Raw genomic sequence first — 17,262 nt, forward strand, 5'->3', positions numbered from 1 at the left:
TATCATGGACCGCATCGTTGTCACCGGCATGGGACTTGTCTCGCCCCTCGGCACTGGCGTCGAGCCCGCCTGGAAGCGTCTTCTCAAAGGTGGCTCGGGGCTGAAGACGCTCGCGGACGATATCGTCGGCGAACTCTCGGCCAAAGTCGGGGGTATCGTTCCCGGTATCAGCGAGGATGTCGAGGCGGGCTTCGATCCCGACCGCTACATCACCCCCAAGGATCAGAAGAAGATGGACCGCTTCATCCATTTCGCCATTGCGGCGACGGAGGAAGCGGTGAAGCAGGCCGGCTGGATGCCGACCGACGAAAGAAAACGCGAACGCACCGCGACGATCATCGCGTCGGGCGTCGGCGGCTTTCCGGCCATTGCCGAAGCGGTGCGGATCGGTGAGGCGCGCGGCGTCCGGCGACTGTCGCCCTTCACCGTGCCCTCCTTCCTCGTCAATCTCGCGGCCGGTCAAATCAGCATCCGCTACGGCTTCAAGGGGCCGCTCGGCGCACCGGTGACCGCGTGTGCGGCCAGCGTCCAGGCGATCGGCGATGCGGCACGGCTGATCCGCTCCGGCGAGGCGGATGTGGCGATCTGCGGCGGCGCCGAGGCCTGCATCGACAAGGTGAGCCTTGGCGGCTTTGCCGCTGCGCGTGCCCTTTCCACCGGCTTTAACGAGACGCCGGAGCTGGCCTCGCGGCCCTTCGACACGGCGCGCGATGGTTTCGTCATGGGAGAAGGCGCCGGCATCCTGGTGATCGAGACGCTGGAGCATGCGCTCGCCCGCGGGGCGACGCCACTTGCCGAACTCGTCGGCTACGGCACGGCGGCGGATGCCTACCACATGACCGCAGGCCCCGAAGACGGCGACGGCGCGCGCAGGGCAATGGAAGCCGCGCTCAGGCAGGCGAAGATCCCCGCTTCCGAGGTCAAACACCTGAATGCGCACGCAACTTCGACACCTGTCGGTGACAAAGGCGAGATCGCCGCGATCGGCACCGTCTTCGGCCGCGATGGCGCCATCGCCGTCAGCGCGACGAAATCGGCGACCGGCCATCTGCTCGGGGCCGCCGGCGGGCTGGAGGCGATCTTCACCATCCTGGCGCTGCGCGACCAGATCGCGCCGCCGACCCGCAACCTCGATGAAGCCGATCCTGATGCCTACGGCATCGATATCGTCGGCAAGACGGCGCGGACGCTGGCGATGGACTATGCCATCACCAACGGTTTCGGTTTTGGCGGGGTGAATGCCAGCGCCCTCTTCCGGCGCTGGCCGTAAAGTCCGCTTTCCTTGCGCTGGAAATGGCCTACACTTCCACTCTGTCGGGGATCATTCGCCGATAGAGTTGGAGATCAACCCATGCGCGCCTTCTTCGCAGTTGTCATTCTGTGTGCCGCGTCCCTCCTCTCCACCGTCTCGGCCCGCGCCGAAGATCCGATCGATACGACGCGGACGATGATCGAGGAACAGATCAAAGCCTTCCTCAAGGACGATGCCGAGACCGCCTATTCCTTCGCCGCTCCCGGTATCAAGGCGATGTATCCCGACAAGAACCTGTTCTTTGCTATGGTCAAGAAGAGCTACGAGCCAGTCTATCACCCCGGCAACTACGCCTTCGGCCGGAGCCGCTCGATCGACAACGGCGCGCTGATTTACCACGAGGTGCTGATATCAGGCCGCGACGGCAAGGACTGGACGGCGATCTACCAGATGACCCGCCAGCCGGATGGCAGCTACGGCATCAACGGCGTGCAGATCATGCCGGACGCGGACAGCAAGGGCATCTAGACGATTGAGTATATTTTTTCAGATTAAAGTTGTGCTCTGCATCTCCAGCACATAGAGAACGATGTTTTTCTGTCAGGGGTGAACCTCAATGCCCATTTCCTTCACGCGGTCGCTCGCAACGCTCATCATCGGTCTTTCCACCGTCCCAGGTGTGGCGCAGGCGGAATCCTTTTCAAAGCTCGCGCAGCAGAATTATGCCGTCGGAAAACTGACCAGAGGAAAGGCCGGCGGCTATGGCTGGGTCGTCTCGAACGGCAGCAAGCAGTTCTTCTGCCGGGTGGATGCCAGCCTGGCCTATGTCAGCAGGAAGGAGATGGTGAGCATCCTTTCAAGCGGACGGCTGGTCAAGCTGGACCGTGCCGCGTTTGAGGCATCGATCGGTGGCCCTGATCCGTCCATACCGCAATGGAGCGATCTTCAGGCTGGGCGCGTCAAACCGGCCGATGTCGGAAGTTGCACGCCCACCCGCTGATTGACCAAGCGCACCAAGGTAGAGGACGAAGCGGTCTTCAGCGATCGCCTTGCGCATCCTGCGTCAGTTCCGGATGAGCGGCATCTGATGTGCTGTTCTTGGCTGGATCAACACTGCCCAGCACTTTGATTGGTTGCACTAACTATTTTGAAATCGTGCTGGAGTAAAAAACTGCCAGCGGGGGATTGGCATGTGAACACTGGCAAGCGATTTTTCACGGCTCTTGAAGCGTTGCGAGGAATCGCGGCCATCATGGTCATGTTCCTGCATACTGGCGGCACGCTCGGTCCGATACCGGTGAATATCAGCTATCTCGCCGTGGACCTCTTCTTTCTTTTGAGCGGCGTCGTTCTTGCAAATTCATACGAAAGGCAACTGGCAACGGGACAGATTTCGCCCGCGAGATTTCTGCTGCAGCGCATTATTCGGCTTTATCCTGTCTATCTGCTTTCTCTTCCTGTTGGCCTTGTCAGCTATGCAATTCAGTTCGGCTTCGATTACCTCACCCTGGCCGGCCTTCTGCTGAGGGCGATTCTGTTCATTCCAAATGCAGGCACTGACGGCGCCTTTCCGTTAAACGGACCGACTTGGTCGCTCTTCTTCGAACTCTGGGCTGGAGTGCTGTTTTCCGTTCTTCTGGTACGGCTATCGTCCAGAATCTTGCTCGCCATCGCCCTCGGAGCAGCGGGTATCACCTTGTACGGCGCCCTCGGAGGCAATTTCGACATTGGCCATCAGGCGGGCTACTTCGGATTTGGATTCTCGAGAATTTTGTTCTCATTCTCGCTCGGGATCTGCCTTCACAGGTTGTACGAGGTTCGGACGCCGAATGTGGCCAATAGAGGCAACACGGTGGGAATTCTCCTCTGTGGCTGCCTGATTGTGATCACGAATATACCCGCCAGCACATTCTACGGCTTTCCCTATTTTGATCTCTTAATATGCCTGACGATTTTCCCGGCCGTTGTCTGGGTCGCAATGCGCACGAGGCAGAGCGGCGTTGTCGAGCTAGCATTTCGCTGGCTGGGGATCGTTTCCTACCCGATTTATATCCTGCACGCGCCCATCTTCGAGTTGCTACATCTACTGCGGCAAAAGGGCTTTGACCTCCCGGCCTCGCCGGGCGCCGGTATGGTCGTCGTGATCGCGATTTTCATCATGGCCGGCATCGTCGCCACTCACTTCGACGAGCCAGTGCGCAAAAAGCTCAAAATTATGGTTGCGCCGACACCAGCATCCGAGGTTCCCGCGGAGGCGAGCTAGTGTTACACCGGGTCGAGATCACCCCTTGCCCATTCCTCCATCGTTTCCGCCATAAAATCGGCGAAGCGGCCTTCGGCGATCGCCTTGCGAATGCCCTGCATCAGTTCCTGATAGTAGGCGAGATTGTGCCAGGAGAGCAGCATGCCGCCGAGGGCTTCGTTGGCGCGGACGAGATGGTGGAGATAGGCACGCGAATAATCGCGTGAAGCCGGGCAGTTCGACTGTTCGTCGAGCGGGCGCATATCGTCGGCATGGCGGGCATTGCGGATATTGACCTTGCCGCGGCGGGTGAAAGCCAGACCATGGCGGCCGGAGCGGGTCGGCATGACGCAGTCGAACATGTCGATGCCGCGGGCGACCGATTTGAGGATATCGTCGGGCGTGCCGACGCCCATAAGGTAACGCGGCTTTTCTACAGGAAGCACGGGCAGCGTCGTTTCCAGCATCCGCAGCATGACGTCCTGCGGTTCGCCGACGGCGAGGCCGCCGACCGCATAGCCCTTGAGGTCGAGCTGGCTCAGCGCCTCGGCCGAGCGGATGCGCAGCGCCGGGATATCGCCGCCCTGGACGATACCGAACATCGCCTTGCCCGGCTGCTCGCCAAAGGCGACCCGGCAGCGTTCAGCCCAGCGCAGCGACATTTCCATGGCGCGCTCGATCTCCTTCGGCTCGGCCGGCAGCGCCACGCATTCGTCGAGCTGCATCTGGATGTCGGAGCCGAGCAATCCCTGGATTTCGATGGAGCGCTCCGGCGACATATGGTGCAGGCTGCCGTCGACATGCGACTTGAAGGTGACGCCCTGTTCGTCGAGCTTGCGCAGGCCGGAGAGCGACATGACCTGGAAGCCGCCGGAATCCGTTAGGATCGGATGTTCCCAGCGAATGAGCTTGTGCAGGCCGCCGAGGCGGGCGACGCGCTCGGCCGTCGGGCGCAGCATCAGGTGATAGGTATTGCCGAGGATGATGTCGGCGCCGGTCTCGCGCACCTGATCGAGATACATGGCCTTGACGGTGCCGACCGTGCCCACCGGCATGAAGGCCGGCGTGCGGATTTCGCCGCGCGGCATGGAGATTTCGCCGAGGCGGGCGCCAGCATCGGTCTTCTTCAAGGTGAATTGGAAGTTCTCGGTCATTTGTCTTTCCGGAAGAGAAGGCTCGCGTCGCCGTAGGAGTAGAAGCGGTAGCCTGTCGAAATGGCGTGTTCATACGCGGCGTGCATGGTTTCGAAGCCGGAAAAGGCCGCGACCAGCATGAACAGCGTCGAGCGAGGCAGGTGAAAATTGGTCATCAGCATGTCGACCGCCTTGAAGCGGTAGCCCGGCGTGATGAAGATACCGGTGGCACCGGCCCAGGGCTTGATCTCTCCGCCTTCTTCAGCCGCACTTTCGATGAGCCGCAGCGAGGTCGTGCCGACGCAGACGATACGCCCGCCTCTTGCCTTGACGGCATTCAGCCGGGCGGCGATTTCGGCGCTGACATAGCCGCTTTCGAGATGCATCTTGTGATCGTCGGTATCGTCGGCCTTGACGGGCAGGAAAGTGCCGGCACCGACATGCAGGGTGACGAAATGGCGTTCGATGCCGGCCTTGTCGAGCGCTTCGAACAGATCAGGCGTGAAATGCAGGCCGGCGGTGGGGGCGGCGACGGCGCCTTCCTCGCGGGCATAGATCGTCTGGTAGTCGGCGCGGTCGCGCTCGTCCTCCGGGCGCTTGGCGGCGATATAGGGTGGCAGCGGAATATGGCCGACGGCGGCGATCGCCTCGTCGAGCGCCGGGCCGGACAGATCGAAGGCGAGCGTCACTTCGCCCGCTTCCCCCTTTTCCTCCACCGTCGCATCGAGCGAGCCGATCATGCAGCTTTCGCCGGAATGGCCAAAGGTGATGCGGTCGCCCTCCTTGATGCGTTTGCCGGGCTTGGCAAAGGCTTTCCAGCGGCTGGGGCCGATGCGCATATGCAGCGTTGCCGAAACCTGCTGGCCGCCGGCGCCGTCGCGATGGCGGATGCCCTCGAGCTGGGCGGGAATGACCTTGGTATCGTTGAAGACCAGCGCGTCACCGGCCCGCAGGAACGACGGCAGATCGTAAACGTGATGATCCGAGAGCGCGCTTTCCGCATTGGGATCAACGAGCAGCAGGCGCGCGCTGTCGCGCGGCTCGGCAGGCCGCAACGCAATGCGTTCATCCGGCAGGTCGAAATCGAAAAGTTCTACGCGCATCGAGGTACTTTCAGGCAAAGCGAAACCCGCCCCGCGCTTTCGCGCAAGGGCGGGTTTCAGCAGAAATCACAATCAGACGTCGGCGGCAACCCGCATCGAGACGATCGAGTCCGGATCGGAAACCGGCTCGCCGCGCTTGATCTTGTCGACATTGTCCATGCCTTCGATCACCTGGCCCCAGACGGAATACTGCTTGTTCAGCCACGGCGCGTCGGTGAAGCAGATGAAGAACTGCGAGTTGGCCGAGTTCGGGTTCTGAGAACGGGCCATTGAGCAGGTGCCGCGAACATGCGAGGTCGCGGAGAATTCAGCCTTCAGGTCCGGCTTGGAGGAGCCGCCCATGCCGGCCCGGCCGGGATTGAAAGTTTCAGAACCCTTCTTGCCATATTCGACATCGCCCGTCTGGGCCATGAAATTCTCAATGACGCGGTGGAAAACGACACCGTCATATGCCTTCTCGCGGGCGAGTTCCTTGATGCGGGCGACGTGCTCCGGGGCGACCTGCGGCAGCAGCTGAATGACAACCTTGCCCTTGGTGGTTTCCAGAATGACGGTGTTTTCGGGATCCTTGATCTCGGCCATTGCCTTCTCCTCTTGTTTGTCTCGTAACTTACTTCTTGCCCAGCGTGACCTTGATCATCCGGTCGGGATTTTTGACTTCGCCGTTCTGGCCTTCGCCGCGCTTGATCTTGTCGACATTCTCCATGCCGGAAACGACCTTGCCGACGACGGTATACTGGCCGTTCAGGAAAGAACCGTCGGCGAACATGATGAAGAACTGCGAATTGGCGGAATTCGGATCCTGCGAGCGGGCCATGCCGACCGTGCCGCGCACAAACGGGGTCTTGGAGAACTCAGCCGGAATATCGGGCAGATCGGAGGAGCCGGTGCCGGCAAGGCTGGCATCAAAACCCTTTTCCATGTTGCCGTATTTGACGTCGCCAGTCTGGGCCATGAAGCCCTCGATGACGCGGTGGAAGGCGACGTTGTCATATTCGCCCTTCTTGGCCAGCGCCTCGATCTGGGCAACGTGCTTCGGTGCGACATCAGGCATCAACTGGATGACGACAGGGCCGTTCTTCAGCTGGATGGTGAGATAGTGATCGGCCGTCTGGGCGAAGGCATCCCCCGCGAAGGAGGCCAGATACAGCACGCCGGCAAATGCGAGATAAAAGAGTTTCATATGGGCTCCGTTGCGGCGGGTTCCGCCTGGTCTTTGCGCTTGCGAGACTTCTTACTTGCTAGTTCGGGCGCTTGGATGTGAGGGCTTGCAGGACGGCGGCCGGCACGAAAGCGCTGACATCGCCGCCCATGGCGGCGATCTGGCGGACCAATGTGGCGGTAATGGGCCGCGAAGCCGTGCCCGCCGGCAAAAAGATGGTCTGGATGTCGGGCGCCATCGCCCTGTTCATGCCGGCCATCTGCATTTCGTAATCGAGGTCGGTTCCGTCGCGAAGGCCGCGGATCAAAAGCGTTGCGCCATGGGCACGGGCGGCATCGACGACCAGATTGTCGAAGGCGACGACGGTGATGTCGCCGGTCTTGCCGGGCAGCGCTTGCGCCAGGGAAAGGCGGATCAGCTCGGCTCTTTCGTCGAACGAAAAGAGCGGTGCCTTGCCAGGATGGATGCCAATCGCGACGATCACCTTTTCGGCGACGTTCAGGGCCTGGACCAGAACATCCACATGTCCGTTGGTGATCGGGTCGAAGGACCCAGGATAAAAAGCTGTCGTCATCTGGCTCGACCGTTGGTTTGACGCCTTTTGTCATGGATGCTGCCTTGCCGCAAGTGATTTGCCCCGCCATTTCCCATGGCTGAACGGCGAATGAACATGCCATTCAAGGCTGTTTCAGACAGAAGGTGCTTAACTCGGATCATCAAGGCAGCCGATGCCATTCCGGCATCCGGCGTTCCCCGAAAGACCATATCCATGCTGATCGTGCTCGTTGCGCTTGCCGTCCTTTTCTCTCTCGCCGCTGAAATGGCCTATGGCTTTTTCGCCGATCGCTACGAGGTGAGCTGGGTGCGGCCGGAGCTTGCCGAACATGCCGCGATCGTGCGCGCCCAAGGCCGGCTGCGCGAACAAAACCGAGTCTCGAATCTGAACGCCAGATGAACGAGACATTCAAGGAGGCTTCAGATCGTCATTGGTAAACACCCCCTCAACATCCGGCGGAACCATTTTCAAACGGATGCGTTCACTCAACCGACCCATAGATGCGATTATCGCGGCAGGAAGGACTAAAGATGCCCGGCAAGATTACGATGATTAACGTGCTCTGGATGGTAATGGTCACGGGCATGCTCACCGCAACTGTCGCTCTCTATGATCAGAAGGTCGATACGTCCAAGGTTTATGGTCCCTATGCTTCGGCCCGCACGGCCGTACTGGGCCAGTACTGAGGGGCGAGGACGCAACTCCCCAGTGAAAGGAATGCCTATGTTCACGATCTTGACCGCACTCACCGCCCTCATCAGCGTGATGTTCATCGTGTCTGTGGCCTCGACGATTTCAGCGCTCCGGCGCGAAGACGCAGAGGTGAAAGCGCTGAACGAAAAACATAGCGCATTCTGACATTCCTCCCTTCCCCACCCAAGAGCGGCACCCTTCAGCCGCCTCGGGTCCTTTAAAGCCGGATGCACCCAGCGTCCGGCTTTTTTCTTGGGGATAAGCCAGGCTAACGCCAAAAGAAAAGGGCGGCCCGAAGCCGCCCTTTCACTTGATCATTCCTCGGCAGGCCTCGCCGGATCGCCATCGGCGGACGGCGCCTCGCCGGCGGCCGCGGAGCCTTCGGCGACGTCGGCAGCCTCCTCCGTGTCGTCCTCTTCCGGCTCGCTGATGCGCTCGACCGAAACGACCTTCTCGTCCTTGGCCGTCGAGAAGATGGTGACGCCCTTGGTGGCGCGGCTGGCGATGCGGATGCCGCCGACCGGCACGCGGATGAGCTGGCCGCCATCCGAAACCAGCATGATCTGATCGCCATCATCGACCGGGAAAGCGGCGACCAATTCGCCGATTTCGCCGGTTTTCGACGTGTCGGTAGCGCGGATACCCTTGCCGCCGCGGCCGGAGATGCGGAAGTCATAAGACGACGAGCGCTTGCCGAAGCCCTTCTCGGAGACGGTGAGCACGAATTGCTCGCGTGCCTTCAGCTCTTCATAACGCTCATCGGAGAGCTGTCCCTCTTCGGTGACCTCCTCGCCGACGAGAGCGATATCTTCTTCATCGACGCCCGTCGCGCGGCGTTCGGCGGCAGAGCGCTTCAGATAGGCGGCGCGCTCCCACGGCTCGGCATCGACATGGCCGACAATCGTCATCGATATGATGCGATCGCCCTCGCCGAGATTGATGCCGCGCACGCCGATCGAGTTGCGGCCGGCGAAGACGCGAACGTCGTCGACGGAGAAGCGGATGCACTGGCCGAGCGCGGTCGTCAGAAGAACGTCGTCATGTTCCGTGCAAGTCTCGACGGAGAGGATTTCATCACCCTCCTCCTCGAGCTTCATGGCGATCTTGCCGTTGCGGTTCACCTGGACGAAGTCCGACAGCTTATTGCGGCGAACCGTGCCGCGCGTCGTCGAGAACATGACGTCGAGATTGTCCCAGCTCGCCTCGTCCTCGGGCAAGGGCAGGATGGTGGTGATGCGCTCGCCGGGTGCGAGCGGCAGCATGTTGATCAGCGCCTTGCCGCGCGAGGTCGGCGTGCCGATCGGCAGGCGCCAGACCTTCTCCTTGTAGACGATGCCGCGCGACGAGAAGAACAGAACCGGCGTATGGGTATTGACCACGAATAGCCGGCTAACGAAATCCTCGTCGCGGGTAGTCATGCCGGAGCGGCCCTTGCCGCCACGGCGCTGAGCGCGGTAGGTGGTCAGCGGTACGCGCTTGATATAACCGAGATGCGAGACGGTAACGACCATGTCCTCGCGGGCGATGAGATCCTCATCGTCCATTTCGAGGCCGCCATCGACGATCTCGGTGCGTCTCGGTGTGCCGAACTCGTCGCGCACGGCGGTGAGTTCATCCTTGACGATGGTCTGGATGCGGACACGCGAGGACAGAATATCGAGATAATCCCGGATTTCCTCGCCGATCTTGTTGAGTTCGTCGCCAATTTCGTCACGGCCAAGGGCCGTGAGGCGGGCGAGACGCAGTTCGAGAATGGCGCGGGCCTGCTCTTCCGACAGGTTGTACGTCATGTCCTCGTTGATGCGATGGCGTGGATCGTCGATGAGACGGATCAGGCTTTCGACATCTTCCGCCGGCCAGCGGCGGGTCATCAGTTCTTCGCGGGCCGACTGCGGATCGGGTGCCTGACGAATAACGCGAATGACTTCATCGATATTAGCGACCGCAATGGCGAGACCGACCAACACATGGGCACGCTCGCGAGCCTTGCGCAGCAGAAATTTCGTTCTCCGGCTAACGACTTCTTCGCGGAAGGAGACGAAGGCGCGCAGCATGTCGAGCAACGTCAGTTGCTCCGGCTTGCCGCCGTTCAGCGCCACCATGTTGCAGCCGAAGGAGGTCTGCAGCGGCGTGTAACGATAGAGCTGGTTGAGGATGACCTCGGCATTGGCGTCGCGCTTCAGCTCGATGACGACGCGATAGCCCTGGCGGTCGGATTCGTCGCGCAGGTCGGAGATGCCCTCGATGCGCTTTTCGCGCACCAATTCGGCCATCTTCTCGATCATCGTCGCCTTGTTCACCTGATAGGGAATCTCAGTGATGATGATCTGTTCGCGGTCGCCGCGCATCGGCTCGATCGCCGCGACGCCGCGCATGATGACCGAGCCGCGGCCGGTCTCGTAGGCCGAGCGGATGCCGGCGCGACCGAGGATCTTTGCACCCGTCGGAAAATCCGGGCCGGGAATGATCTGCATCAGTTCCGGCAGTTCGATCGCCGGATCGTTTATCAGCGCGATACAGCCGTCGATCACTTCCGACAGGTTATGCGGCGGAATGTTGGTCGCCATGCCGACGGCGATGCCGCCGGCGCCGTTGACGAGCAGGTTCGGGAACTTGGCGGGAACCACCACCGGCTCGGAGAGCGTGCCGTCATAGTTGTCGCGGAAATCGACGGTTTCCTTGTCGAGATCGTCGAGCAGCGAATGGGCGGCCTTCTCCAGGCGGCATTCGGTGTAACGTTCGGCCGCCGGCGGATCGCCGTCGACGGAGCCGAAATTGCCCTGACCGTCGATCAGCGGCAGCCGCAGCGACCAAGGCTGCGCCATGCGGGCGAGCGCATCATAGATCGCGGCATTGCCGTGCGGATGGTATTTACCCATCACATCACCGGTGACGCGGGCGCATTTGACGTATTTCTTGTTCCAGTCGATGCCGAGCTCGGACATGCCGTAGAGGATGCGCCGGTGCACGGGCTTCAGGCCGTCGCGCACGTCGGGCAGCGCGCGGCTGACGATGACGCTCATGGCGTAATCGAGGTACGACCGCTGCATTTCCTCCATGATGGAGATGGGCTCGATGCCTGGCGGGAGCTTCCCGCCGCCGGGGGGTGTTTGCTCAGTCAAAACAGATCACGATCTCTTCTAGAATCACTTGAAGATTTATAGCGGAAAGCCTGTTGCCGCGCCAATTTCCGAGTGCGTTTTGAACAGGCTTTTGCGGCCGAAAAAGGGTAAAACACGGGACTTGTGCAGCCAGGCCTGGCAAATCAGCCGCGGACCGCCGCGGTTTATTTGCCAAATCCAAAACCCCGCTTCACAATCGTCGAAAACCACGCACCCATATGGGCTTCCGGAGAGACGATGGCAAGCGCCGACCAACTGATCAATGCCTTCACGACGCTTCTCGTTACCATCGATCCACCGGGGCTGGCACCACTCTTCCTGGGGCTGACGAGCGGCATGAGCAGAGCCCAGCGCACGCAGGTGGCGCTACGCGGCTCGACCATCGCCTTCATCATCCTCGCCGTCTTCGCCCTGTTCGGCGCCGGCGTACTCGGCGTGCTCGGAATTTCGATCGGTGCCTTCCGCATCGCCGGCGGGCTGCTGCTCTTCTGGATCGCCTTCGAGATGGTCTTCGAGAAGCGACAGGACCGCAAGGAGAAGGCGACCGAGGTGGCGATCACCAAGGATCATATCGAAAATGTCGCCGTTTTTCCCCTCGCCCTGCCGCTAATCGCCGGCCCCGGTGCGATCTCAGCGACGATCCTGCTTGCCGGGACGCTCGCGACCTCGATCGAAAAGGCGCAACTGATCGGCGTCATCGCCGCCAACCTGCTACTGACCTTCCTGATGCTGCTCGTCGCCGAACGGCTCGACCGTTTCCTCGGCGTCACCGGCCGGGCAATCCTGACGCGGCTCCTCGGCGTCATCCTCGCCGCGCTAGCGGCGCAATTCGTCGTCGACGGGGCGAAATCGGCACTCAATCTCATCAGCGCGACGCCGCACTGACAAAGGCGTCGGCGGAAGCAATCGTCGCGGGAAAACAGAGAGAGCATGATGCCGTTCAGGACATCATGCTCTCAGCTGCTCATATAAATCAGGAACTATGACCGATCAGAACGGGATATCGTCGTCGAGATCGCGCGAGAAGTTGCCGCCGCCACCACCGCGGTTCGACGATGAGGACGATGCCGGGGCGCCGTAATCGTCGCCGTAATCATTGTTGCTGCTGCCGCGGCCGCCGCCGAAGCCGGAGCTGGCACCGCCGCCATCGCCGCGTCCGTCGAGCATGGTCAGCGTCGAACCGAAGCCCTGCAGCACCACTTCCGTCGAATAGCGGTCCTGGCCCTGCTGGTCCTGCCATTTGCGGGTCTGCAGCTGGCCTTCGATATAGAGCTTGGCGCCCTTCTTCACATATTGCTCGACGACCTTGCAGAGGCCTTCGTTGAAGACGACGACGGTGTGCCATTCGGTCTTTTCGCGGCGTTCGCCGGAATTGCGGTCACGCCAGGTCTCCGAGGTCGCGATACGGAGATTGGCGATCGGCCGGCCATCCTGAGTCCGGCGGATTTCGGGATCTGCACCCACATTTCCAACCAGAATTACCTTGTTCACGCTACCAGCCATGCTTCTCACCCTGCCTGCCGCCCTGCCCGGCGGCGTTTCAATCGATCGGCGCACCTTAAACCATCACGGACCGCCGATGCGCATGGGCGGCATTTAATCCACATGTTTATCCATCAGAAAGCCGCATGCATTCATCAGGAATTTTGTTCTTTATTTGTTCTAGTTTATCCGTATGATCCTGTCAACAGAATCGAAAACCTTGAACCTTCCCGGATATTCAGCCTCGACTCGCCCGCCGGCATCACTAAATAAGGGCTGTTACCCAGAAAACCAAAGCAGAGACGATGAGCGAACTGAAGACGATCTCCATCCGCGGCGCGCGCGAGCACAATCTGAAGAGCATCGATCTCGATCTGCCGCGCAACAAGCTGATCGTCATGACCGGTCTCTCGGGCTCGGGCAAATCCTCGCTCGCCTTCGACACGATCTACGCCGAGGGCCAGCGGCGCTATGTCGAGAGCCTGTCGGCCTATGCCCGGCAGTTCCTCGAAATGATGCAGAAGCCCGATGTCGACCAGATCGACGGGCTGTCGCCGGCCATTTCGATCGAGCAGAAGACCACCTCGCGCAACCCGCGCTCGACAGTCGGCACCGTCACCGAGATCTACGACTATATGCGCCTGCTCTTTGCCCGTGTCGGCGTTCCCTATTCGCCGGCGACCGGCCTGCCGATCGAAAGCCAGACGGTCAGCCAGATGGTCGACCGCATCCTCGCTTTCGGCGAAGGCACCCGTCTTTATATTCTCGCGCCGCTCGTGCGCGGGCGCAAGGGCGAATACAAGAAGGAACTGGCGGAGCTGATGAAGAAGGGCTTCCAGCGCGTCAAGGTCGACGGTCAGTTCTACGAGATCGCCGAGGCGCCGGTTCTCGACAAGAAATACAAGCACGACATCGACGTCGTCGTCGACCGCATCGTCGTGCGCTCGGATGTCTCGGCGCGCCTGGCCGACAGCCTGGAGACCTGCCTGAAGCTCGCCGACGGGCTGGCAGTCGCCGAATTCGCCGACAAGCCGCTGCCGCCGGAGGAAACCTCGGCCGGCGGCTCGGCCAACAAGTCGCTGAACGAGACGCATGAGCGCGTGCTGTTTTCGGAGAAATTTGCCTGCCCGGTCTCGGGCTTCACCATCCCGGAGATCGAACCCCGGCTGTTTTCCTTCAACAATCCCTTCGGCGCCTGCCCGACCTGCGACGGCCTCGGCGCCCAGCAGAAGATCGACCCTGATCTGATCGTACCCGAGCCGGAGCGGACGCTGCGTGACGGGGCGATCGTGCCCTGGGCCAAATCGACGTCGCCCTATTACAATCAGACGCTGGAAGCGCTCGGCAAACATTACGGCTTCAAGCTCGGCACCCGCTGGAAAGATCTCGCCGACGAGGCCAAGGACGTCATACTCAACGGCACCGACGACAAGATCGAGTTCCACTATGCCGACGGCGCGCGCTCCTATACCACCCACAAGAATTTCGAGGGCATCATCACCAATCTCGAGCGCCGCTGGAAGGAGACGGATTCCGCCTGGGCGCGCGAGGATATCGAGCGTTTCATGTCGGCAGCCCCCTGCCCGGCTTGCAGCGGCTATCGCCTGAAGCCGGAAGCGCTCGCCGTGAAGATCAACAGGCTGCATATCGGCGAAGTGACTGAGATGTCGATCCGTGTTGCGCGCGACTGGTTCGAAACGCTGCCAGCCAGCTTCAACGCCAAACAGAATGAGATCGCCGTGCGCATCCTCAAGGAAATCCGCGACCGGCTGCGCTTCCTCAACGATGTCGGCCTGGAGTATCTCAGCCTGTCGCGCAATTCCGGCACGCTGTCGGGCGGGGAGAGCCAGCGCATTCGCCTCGCCTCGCAGATCGGCTCGGGCTTGACCGGCGTGCTTTACGTGCTCGACGAGCCGTCGATCGGCCTGCATCAGCGCGACAATGCCCGGCTGCTCGACACGCTCAAGCACCTGCGCGATATCGGCAATACGGTCATCGTCGTTGAACATGACGAGGATGCGATCCTGACGGCCGACGACGTCGTCGACATCGGCCCGGCGGCCGGCATCCATGGCGGCCAGGTTATCGCCCACGGCACGCCGCAGGACATCATGGACAATCCGAAGTCGCTGACCGGAAAATATCTCTCGGGCGAACTCGGCGTGCCGGTTCCAGACGAGCGCCGCAAGCCGAAGAAGGGCCGCGAGATCAAAGTCGTCGGCGCGCGCGGCAACAATTTGAAGAATGTCACGGCCTCGATCCCGCTCGGCGTCTTTACCGCGGTGACCGGCGTTTCCGGCGGCGGCAAGTCCACCTTCCTCGTCGAGACGCTGTATAAATCGGCGGCGCGCCGCGTCATGGGTGCGCGCGAAATCCCCGCCGACCACGACCGGATCGATGGTTTCGAGCATATCGACAAGGTGATCGACATCGACCAGTCGCCGATCGGCCGCACGCCGCGCTCGAACCCGGCGACCTATACCGGCGCCTTCACGCCGATCCGCGACTGGTTCGCCGGCCTACCGGAAGCCAAGGCGCGCGGCTATCAGCCGGGCCGCTTCTCCTTCAACGTCAAGGGCGGACGCTGCGAAGCCTGCCAGGGCGACGGCGTCATCAAGATCGAGATGCACTTCCTGCCCGATGTCTACGTGACCTGCGACGTCTGCCACGGCAAGCGCTATAACAGAGAGACGCTCGACGTCACCTTCAAGCAGAAGTCGATCGCCGACGTGCTCGACATGACAGTGGAGGAAGGCGTCGATTTCTTCGCGGCGGTGCCTGCGGTGCGCGACAAGCTGCAATCGCTGAAGGATGTCGGCCTCGGTTACATCAAGGTCGGCCAGCAGGCCAACACGCTTTCGGGCGGCGAGGCGCAGCGCGTCAAGCTGGCCAAGGAACTGTCGAAACGCTCGACCGGGCGCACGCTCTATATTCTCGACGAACCTACGACCGGCCTGCATTTCCACGACGTGGCCAAGCTGCTCGAAATGCTGCACGAACTGGTCAACCAGGGAAATTCGGTTGTGGTGATCGAGCACAATCTGGAAGTCATCAAGACGGCCGACTGGGTGCTCGACTTCGGCCCCGAGGGCGGCGATGGCGGCGGCGAGATCGTCGCAGCCGGCACGCCCGAGTCAATCGTCAAGGAGAAGCGTTCCTATACCGGACAGTTCCTCAAGGAATTGCTGGAGCGGCGCCCGGCCAAGAGGGCGGCTGCGGCGGAATGACGATGAGGCTGGCGTCGCGCGACGATCTCCAAACGATCACCTCGCTGACGGCAGCCGCCTATCTGCCCTATACCGAACTTTTCGGCGCTCCACCGGTGCCAGTGACCGAAGATTACGTGCCGCGCATCGAACGCGGCGAGGTCTGGCTGCGCGAGATCGGCGATGAAACGGCCGGCCTCGTGGTCGTCGAGCAGCATCCCGAGCACCTCATGCTGTTCAGCATCGCGGTCTCGCCTGCCTTTCAGGGCGCCGGGCACGGGCTTGCGATGCTGCGCTGGCTTGAAGGCAAGGCGCGGGAATGGGCCATGCCGGAGATCCGGCTCTATACGAATGCGCGGATGGAGCGGAACGTCGCGCTTTATCGCGCCTTCGGGTTTCAGGAAACGGGTCGCCGGCCAAATCCTTATCGGCCAGGATGGACGCTCGTCGACATGGCGAAAGAGATTGTTGCGGCCTGAGCGGCTGCCAAAGGGGAGGACGTACATGACGAAATCCGGCACTATCCGCACCGGCATCGGCGGCTGGACCTTCGAGCCCTGGCGCGGGCATTTCTTCCCCGATGATCTCAAACAGAAGGACGAGCTGCATTATGCCAGCCGGCAGCTGAAGGTCATCGAGGTCAACGGCACCTATTACAGCACGCAGAAGCCGGCGGTCTTTGCCAAATGGGCAGCCGATGTGCCCGACGGTTTCATTTTTTCGCTGAAGGCGACGCGGTTTGTCACCAATCGGCGGGTGCTTGCCGAAGCCGGAGAATCGATGGAGCGCTTCCTGACGTCAGGCATTAGCGAACTCGGCGATCACCTCGGGCCGCTGCTCTGGCAGTTCGCGCCGACGAAGAAGTTCGATCCGGAAGATTTCGAGGCCTTCCTGAAGCTGCTGCCGGCAAAACAGGACGGGCTGGCGCTTCGCCACGTTGTCGAGGTCCGGCACGATTCCTTCAAGGTGCCGGAATTCGTGGCCCTGCTTGCCAAATACGGCGTGGCACCAGTTTGCGCCGAACACTTCGAATATCCGATGATCGCCGACGTCTCGGCGGATTTCGTCTATGCCAGGCTGCAGAAGGGATCCGACGATATTGCGACCTGCTATCCCGACAAGGAGTTGAAGGCCTGGGCCGACCGGCTCGAGACTTGGGCGGAAGGCAAGGTACCCGACGATCTGCCGCTGATCGATAAAGGCCGTAAGGTCAAGGTCGAGCCGCGCGACGTCTTCGCCTTCATGATCCATGAGGGCAAGGTGAATGCGCCGCATGGGGCGATCGCCCTGCAGAAATTGCTCGAGAAATAA

18 protein-coding genes are annotated in these 17,262 nt (G+C 61.3%); 11 read left to right on the forward strand and 7 right to left on the reverse strand.

What is annotated here, in order from left to right; translation table 11 throughout:
* Positions 1–4: 4 nt before the first annotated feature.
* From fabF to GGI60_RS10720, 4 genes are all read left to right on the forward strand, one after another.
* On the forward strand, positions 5–1,270 hold the full coding sequence (gene fabF / locus GGI60_RS10705; RefSeq protein ID WP_183915531.1) for a beta-ketoacyl-ACP synthase II: 1,266 nt from the start codon (positions 5–7) through the stop codon (positions 1,268–1,270).
* 81 nt (positions 1,271–1,351) lie between these two features.
* The gene (locus tag GGI60_RS10710; RefSeq protein WP_183915533.1) at positions 1,352–1,780 is read left to right on the forward strand and encodes a DUF4864 domain-containing protein; all 429 of its coding nucleotides are present in this window, start codon (positions 1,352–1,354) and stop codon (positions 1,778–1,780) included.
* A gap of 88 nt (positions 1,781–1,868) precedes the next feature.
* On the forward strand, positions 1,869–2,252 hold the full coding sequence (locus GGI60_RS10715; RefSeq protein WP_183915535.1) for a hypothetical protein: 384 nt from the start codon (positions 1,869–1,871) through the stop codon (positions 2,250–2,252).
* Between the two features lie 192 nt (positions 2,253–2,444).
* Entirely contained in the window at positions 2,445–3,515 is a 1,071-nt protein-coding gene (locus GGI60_RS10720; protein ID WP_183915537.1) for an acyltransferase family protein, read from the forward strand.
* 2 nt (positions 3,516–3,517) lie between these two features.
* Here GGI60_RS10720 and tgt read toward each other — a convergent pair whose 3' ends face one another.
* The 5 genes from tgt to coaD form a co-directional block, all read right to left on the reverse strand.
* On the reverse strand, positions 3,518–4,648 hold the full coding sequence (gene tgt, locus GGI60_RS10725; RefSeq protein WP_183915539.1) for a tRNA guanosine(34) transglycosylase Tgt: 1,131 nt from the start codon (positions 4,646–4,648) through the stop codon (positions 3,518–3,520).
* Positions 4,645–5,730: a tRNA preQ1(34) S-adenosylmethionine ribosyltransferase-isomerase QueA gene (gene queA / locus GGI60_RS10730; RefSeq protein WP_183915541.1), complete on the reverse strand. Its 1,086-nt coding sequence runs from the start codon at positions 5,728–5,730 to the stop codon at positions 4,645–4,647. Before queA ends, tgt begins: the two co-directional genes overlap by 4 nt.
* 72 nt (positions 5,731–5,802) lie before the next feature.
* Complete coding sequence (locus GGI60_RS10735; protein ID WP_183915543.1) at positions 5,803–6,312, reverse strand: peptidylprolyl isomerase; 510 nt, start codon at positions 6,310–6,312, stop codon at positions 5,803–5,805.
* A gap of 28 nt (positions 6,313–6,340) precedes the next feature.
* The gene (locus GGI60_RS10740; protein ID WP_183915545.1) at positions 6,341–6,913 is read right to left on the reverse strand and encodes a peptidylprolyl isomerase; all 573 of its coding nucleotides are present in this window, start codon (positions 6,911–6,913) and stop codon (positions 6,341–6,343) included.
* A 58-nt stretch (positions 6,914–6,971) separates the two neighbouring features.
* Complete coding sequence (gene coaD / locus GGI60_RS10745; protein ID WP_097667261.1) at positions 6,972–7,466, reverse strand: pantetheine-phosphate adenylyltransferase; 495 nt, start codon at positions 7,464–7,466, stop codon at positions 6,972–6,974.
* A 90-nt stretch (positions 7,467–7,556) separates the two neighbouring features.
* On the opposite strand from coaD, the gene GGI60_RS10750 reads away from it, so the two are divergent.
* From GGI60_RS10750 to GGI60_RS32460, 3 genes are all read left to right on the forward strand, one after another.
* Entirely contained in the window at positions 7,557–7,847 is a 291-nt protein-coding gene (locus GGI60_RS10750; RefSeq protein WP_183915547.1) for a hypothetical protein, read from the forward strand.
* 131 nt (positions 7,848–7,978) lie between these two features.
* Positions 7,979–8,134 (forward strand): hypothetical protein, encoded by a 156-nt coding sequence (locus GGI60_RS10755; RefSeq protein WP_003539654.1) that lies wholly within the window; start codon positions 7,979–7,981, stop codon positions 8,132–8,134.
* A gap of 37 nt (positions 8,135–8,171) precedes the next feature.
* Positions 8,172–8,306 (forward strand): hypothetical protein, encoded by a 135-nt coding sequence (locus GGI60_RS32460; protein WP_275620222.1) that lies wholly within the window; start codon positions 8,172–8,174, stop codon positions 8,304–8,306.
* A 149-nt stretch (positions 8,307–8,455) separates the two neighbouring features.
* Here GGI60_RS32460 and gyrA read toward each other — a convergent pair whose 3' ends face one another.
* Positions 8,456–11,263 carry a DNA gyrase subunit A gene (gyrA, locus tag GGI60_RS10760; RefSeq protein WP_183915549.1) on the reverse strand — a complete coding sequence of 936 codons (2,808 nt, stop codon included), beginning with the start codon at positions 11,261–11,263 and terminating at the stop codon, positions 8,456–8,458.
* Positions 11,264–11,500: 237 nt separating this feature from the next.
* Here gyrA and GGI60_RS10765 point away from each other — a divergent pair, with 237 nt between their 5' ends.
* Positions 11,501–12,148, forward strand: coding sequence for a MarC family protein (locus GGI60_RS10765; protein ID WP_183915551.1), 648 nt, complete (start codon positions 11,501–11,503; stop codon positions 12,146–12,148).
* A gap of 105 nt (positions 12,149–12,253) precedes the next feature.
* Here the strand turns inward: GGI60_RS10765 and GGI60_RS10770 are convergent, their stop codons facing one another.
* Complete coding sequence (locus GGI60_RS10770; protein ID WP_183915553.1) at positions 12,254–12,766, reverse strand: single-stranded DNA-binding protein; 513 nt, start codon at positions 12,764–12,766, stop codon at positions 12,254–12,256.
* Between the two features lie 284 nt (positions 12,767–13,050).
* On the opposite strand from GGI60_RS10770, the gene uvrA reads away from it, so the two are divergent.
* Genes uvrA through GGI60_RS10785 form a run of 3 tightly spaced genes read left to right on the forward strand, consistent with a single transcriptional unit; the run spans position 13,051 to position 17,262 of the window.
* Positions 13,051–15,972, forward strand: coding sequence for an excinuclease ABC subunit UvrA (gene uvrA / locus GGI60_RS10775; RefSeq protein WP_183915555.1), 2,922 nt, complete (start codon positions 13,051–13,053; stop codon positions 15,970–15,972).
* On the forward strand, positions 15,969–16,430 hold the full coding sequence (locus GGI60_RS10780) for an N-acetyltransferase (RefSeq protein ID WP_183915557.1): 462 nt from the start codon (positions 15,969–15,971) through the stop codon (positions 16,428–16,430). Before uvrA ends, GGI60_RS10780 begins: the two co-directional genes overlap by 4 nt.
* Before the next feature lie 25 nt (positions 16,431–16,455).
* Positions 16,456–17,262 (forward strand): DUF72 domain-containing protein, encoded by an 807-nt coding sequence (locus GGI60_RS10785; protein WP_183915559.1) that lies wholly within the window; start codon positions 16,456–16,458, stop codon positions 17,260–17,262.

Source organism: Rhizobium lentis (genome assembly GCF_014200175.1).
GTDB lineage: Bacteria > Pseudomonadota > Alphaproteobacteria > Rhizobiales > Rhizobiaceae > Rhizobium > Rhizobium mulingense.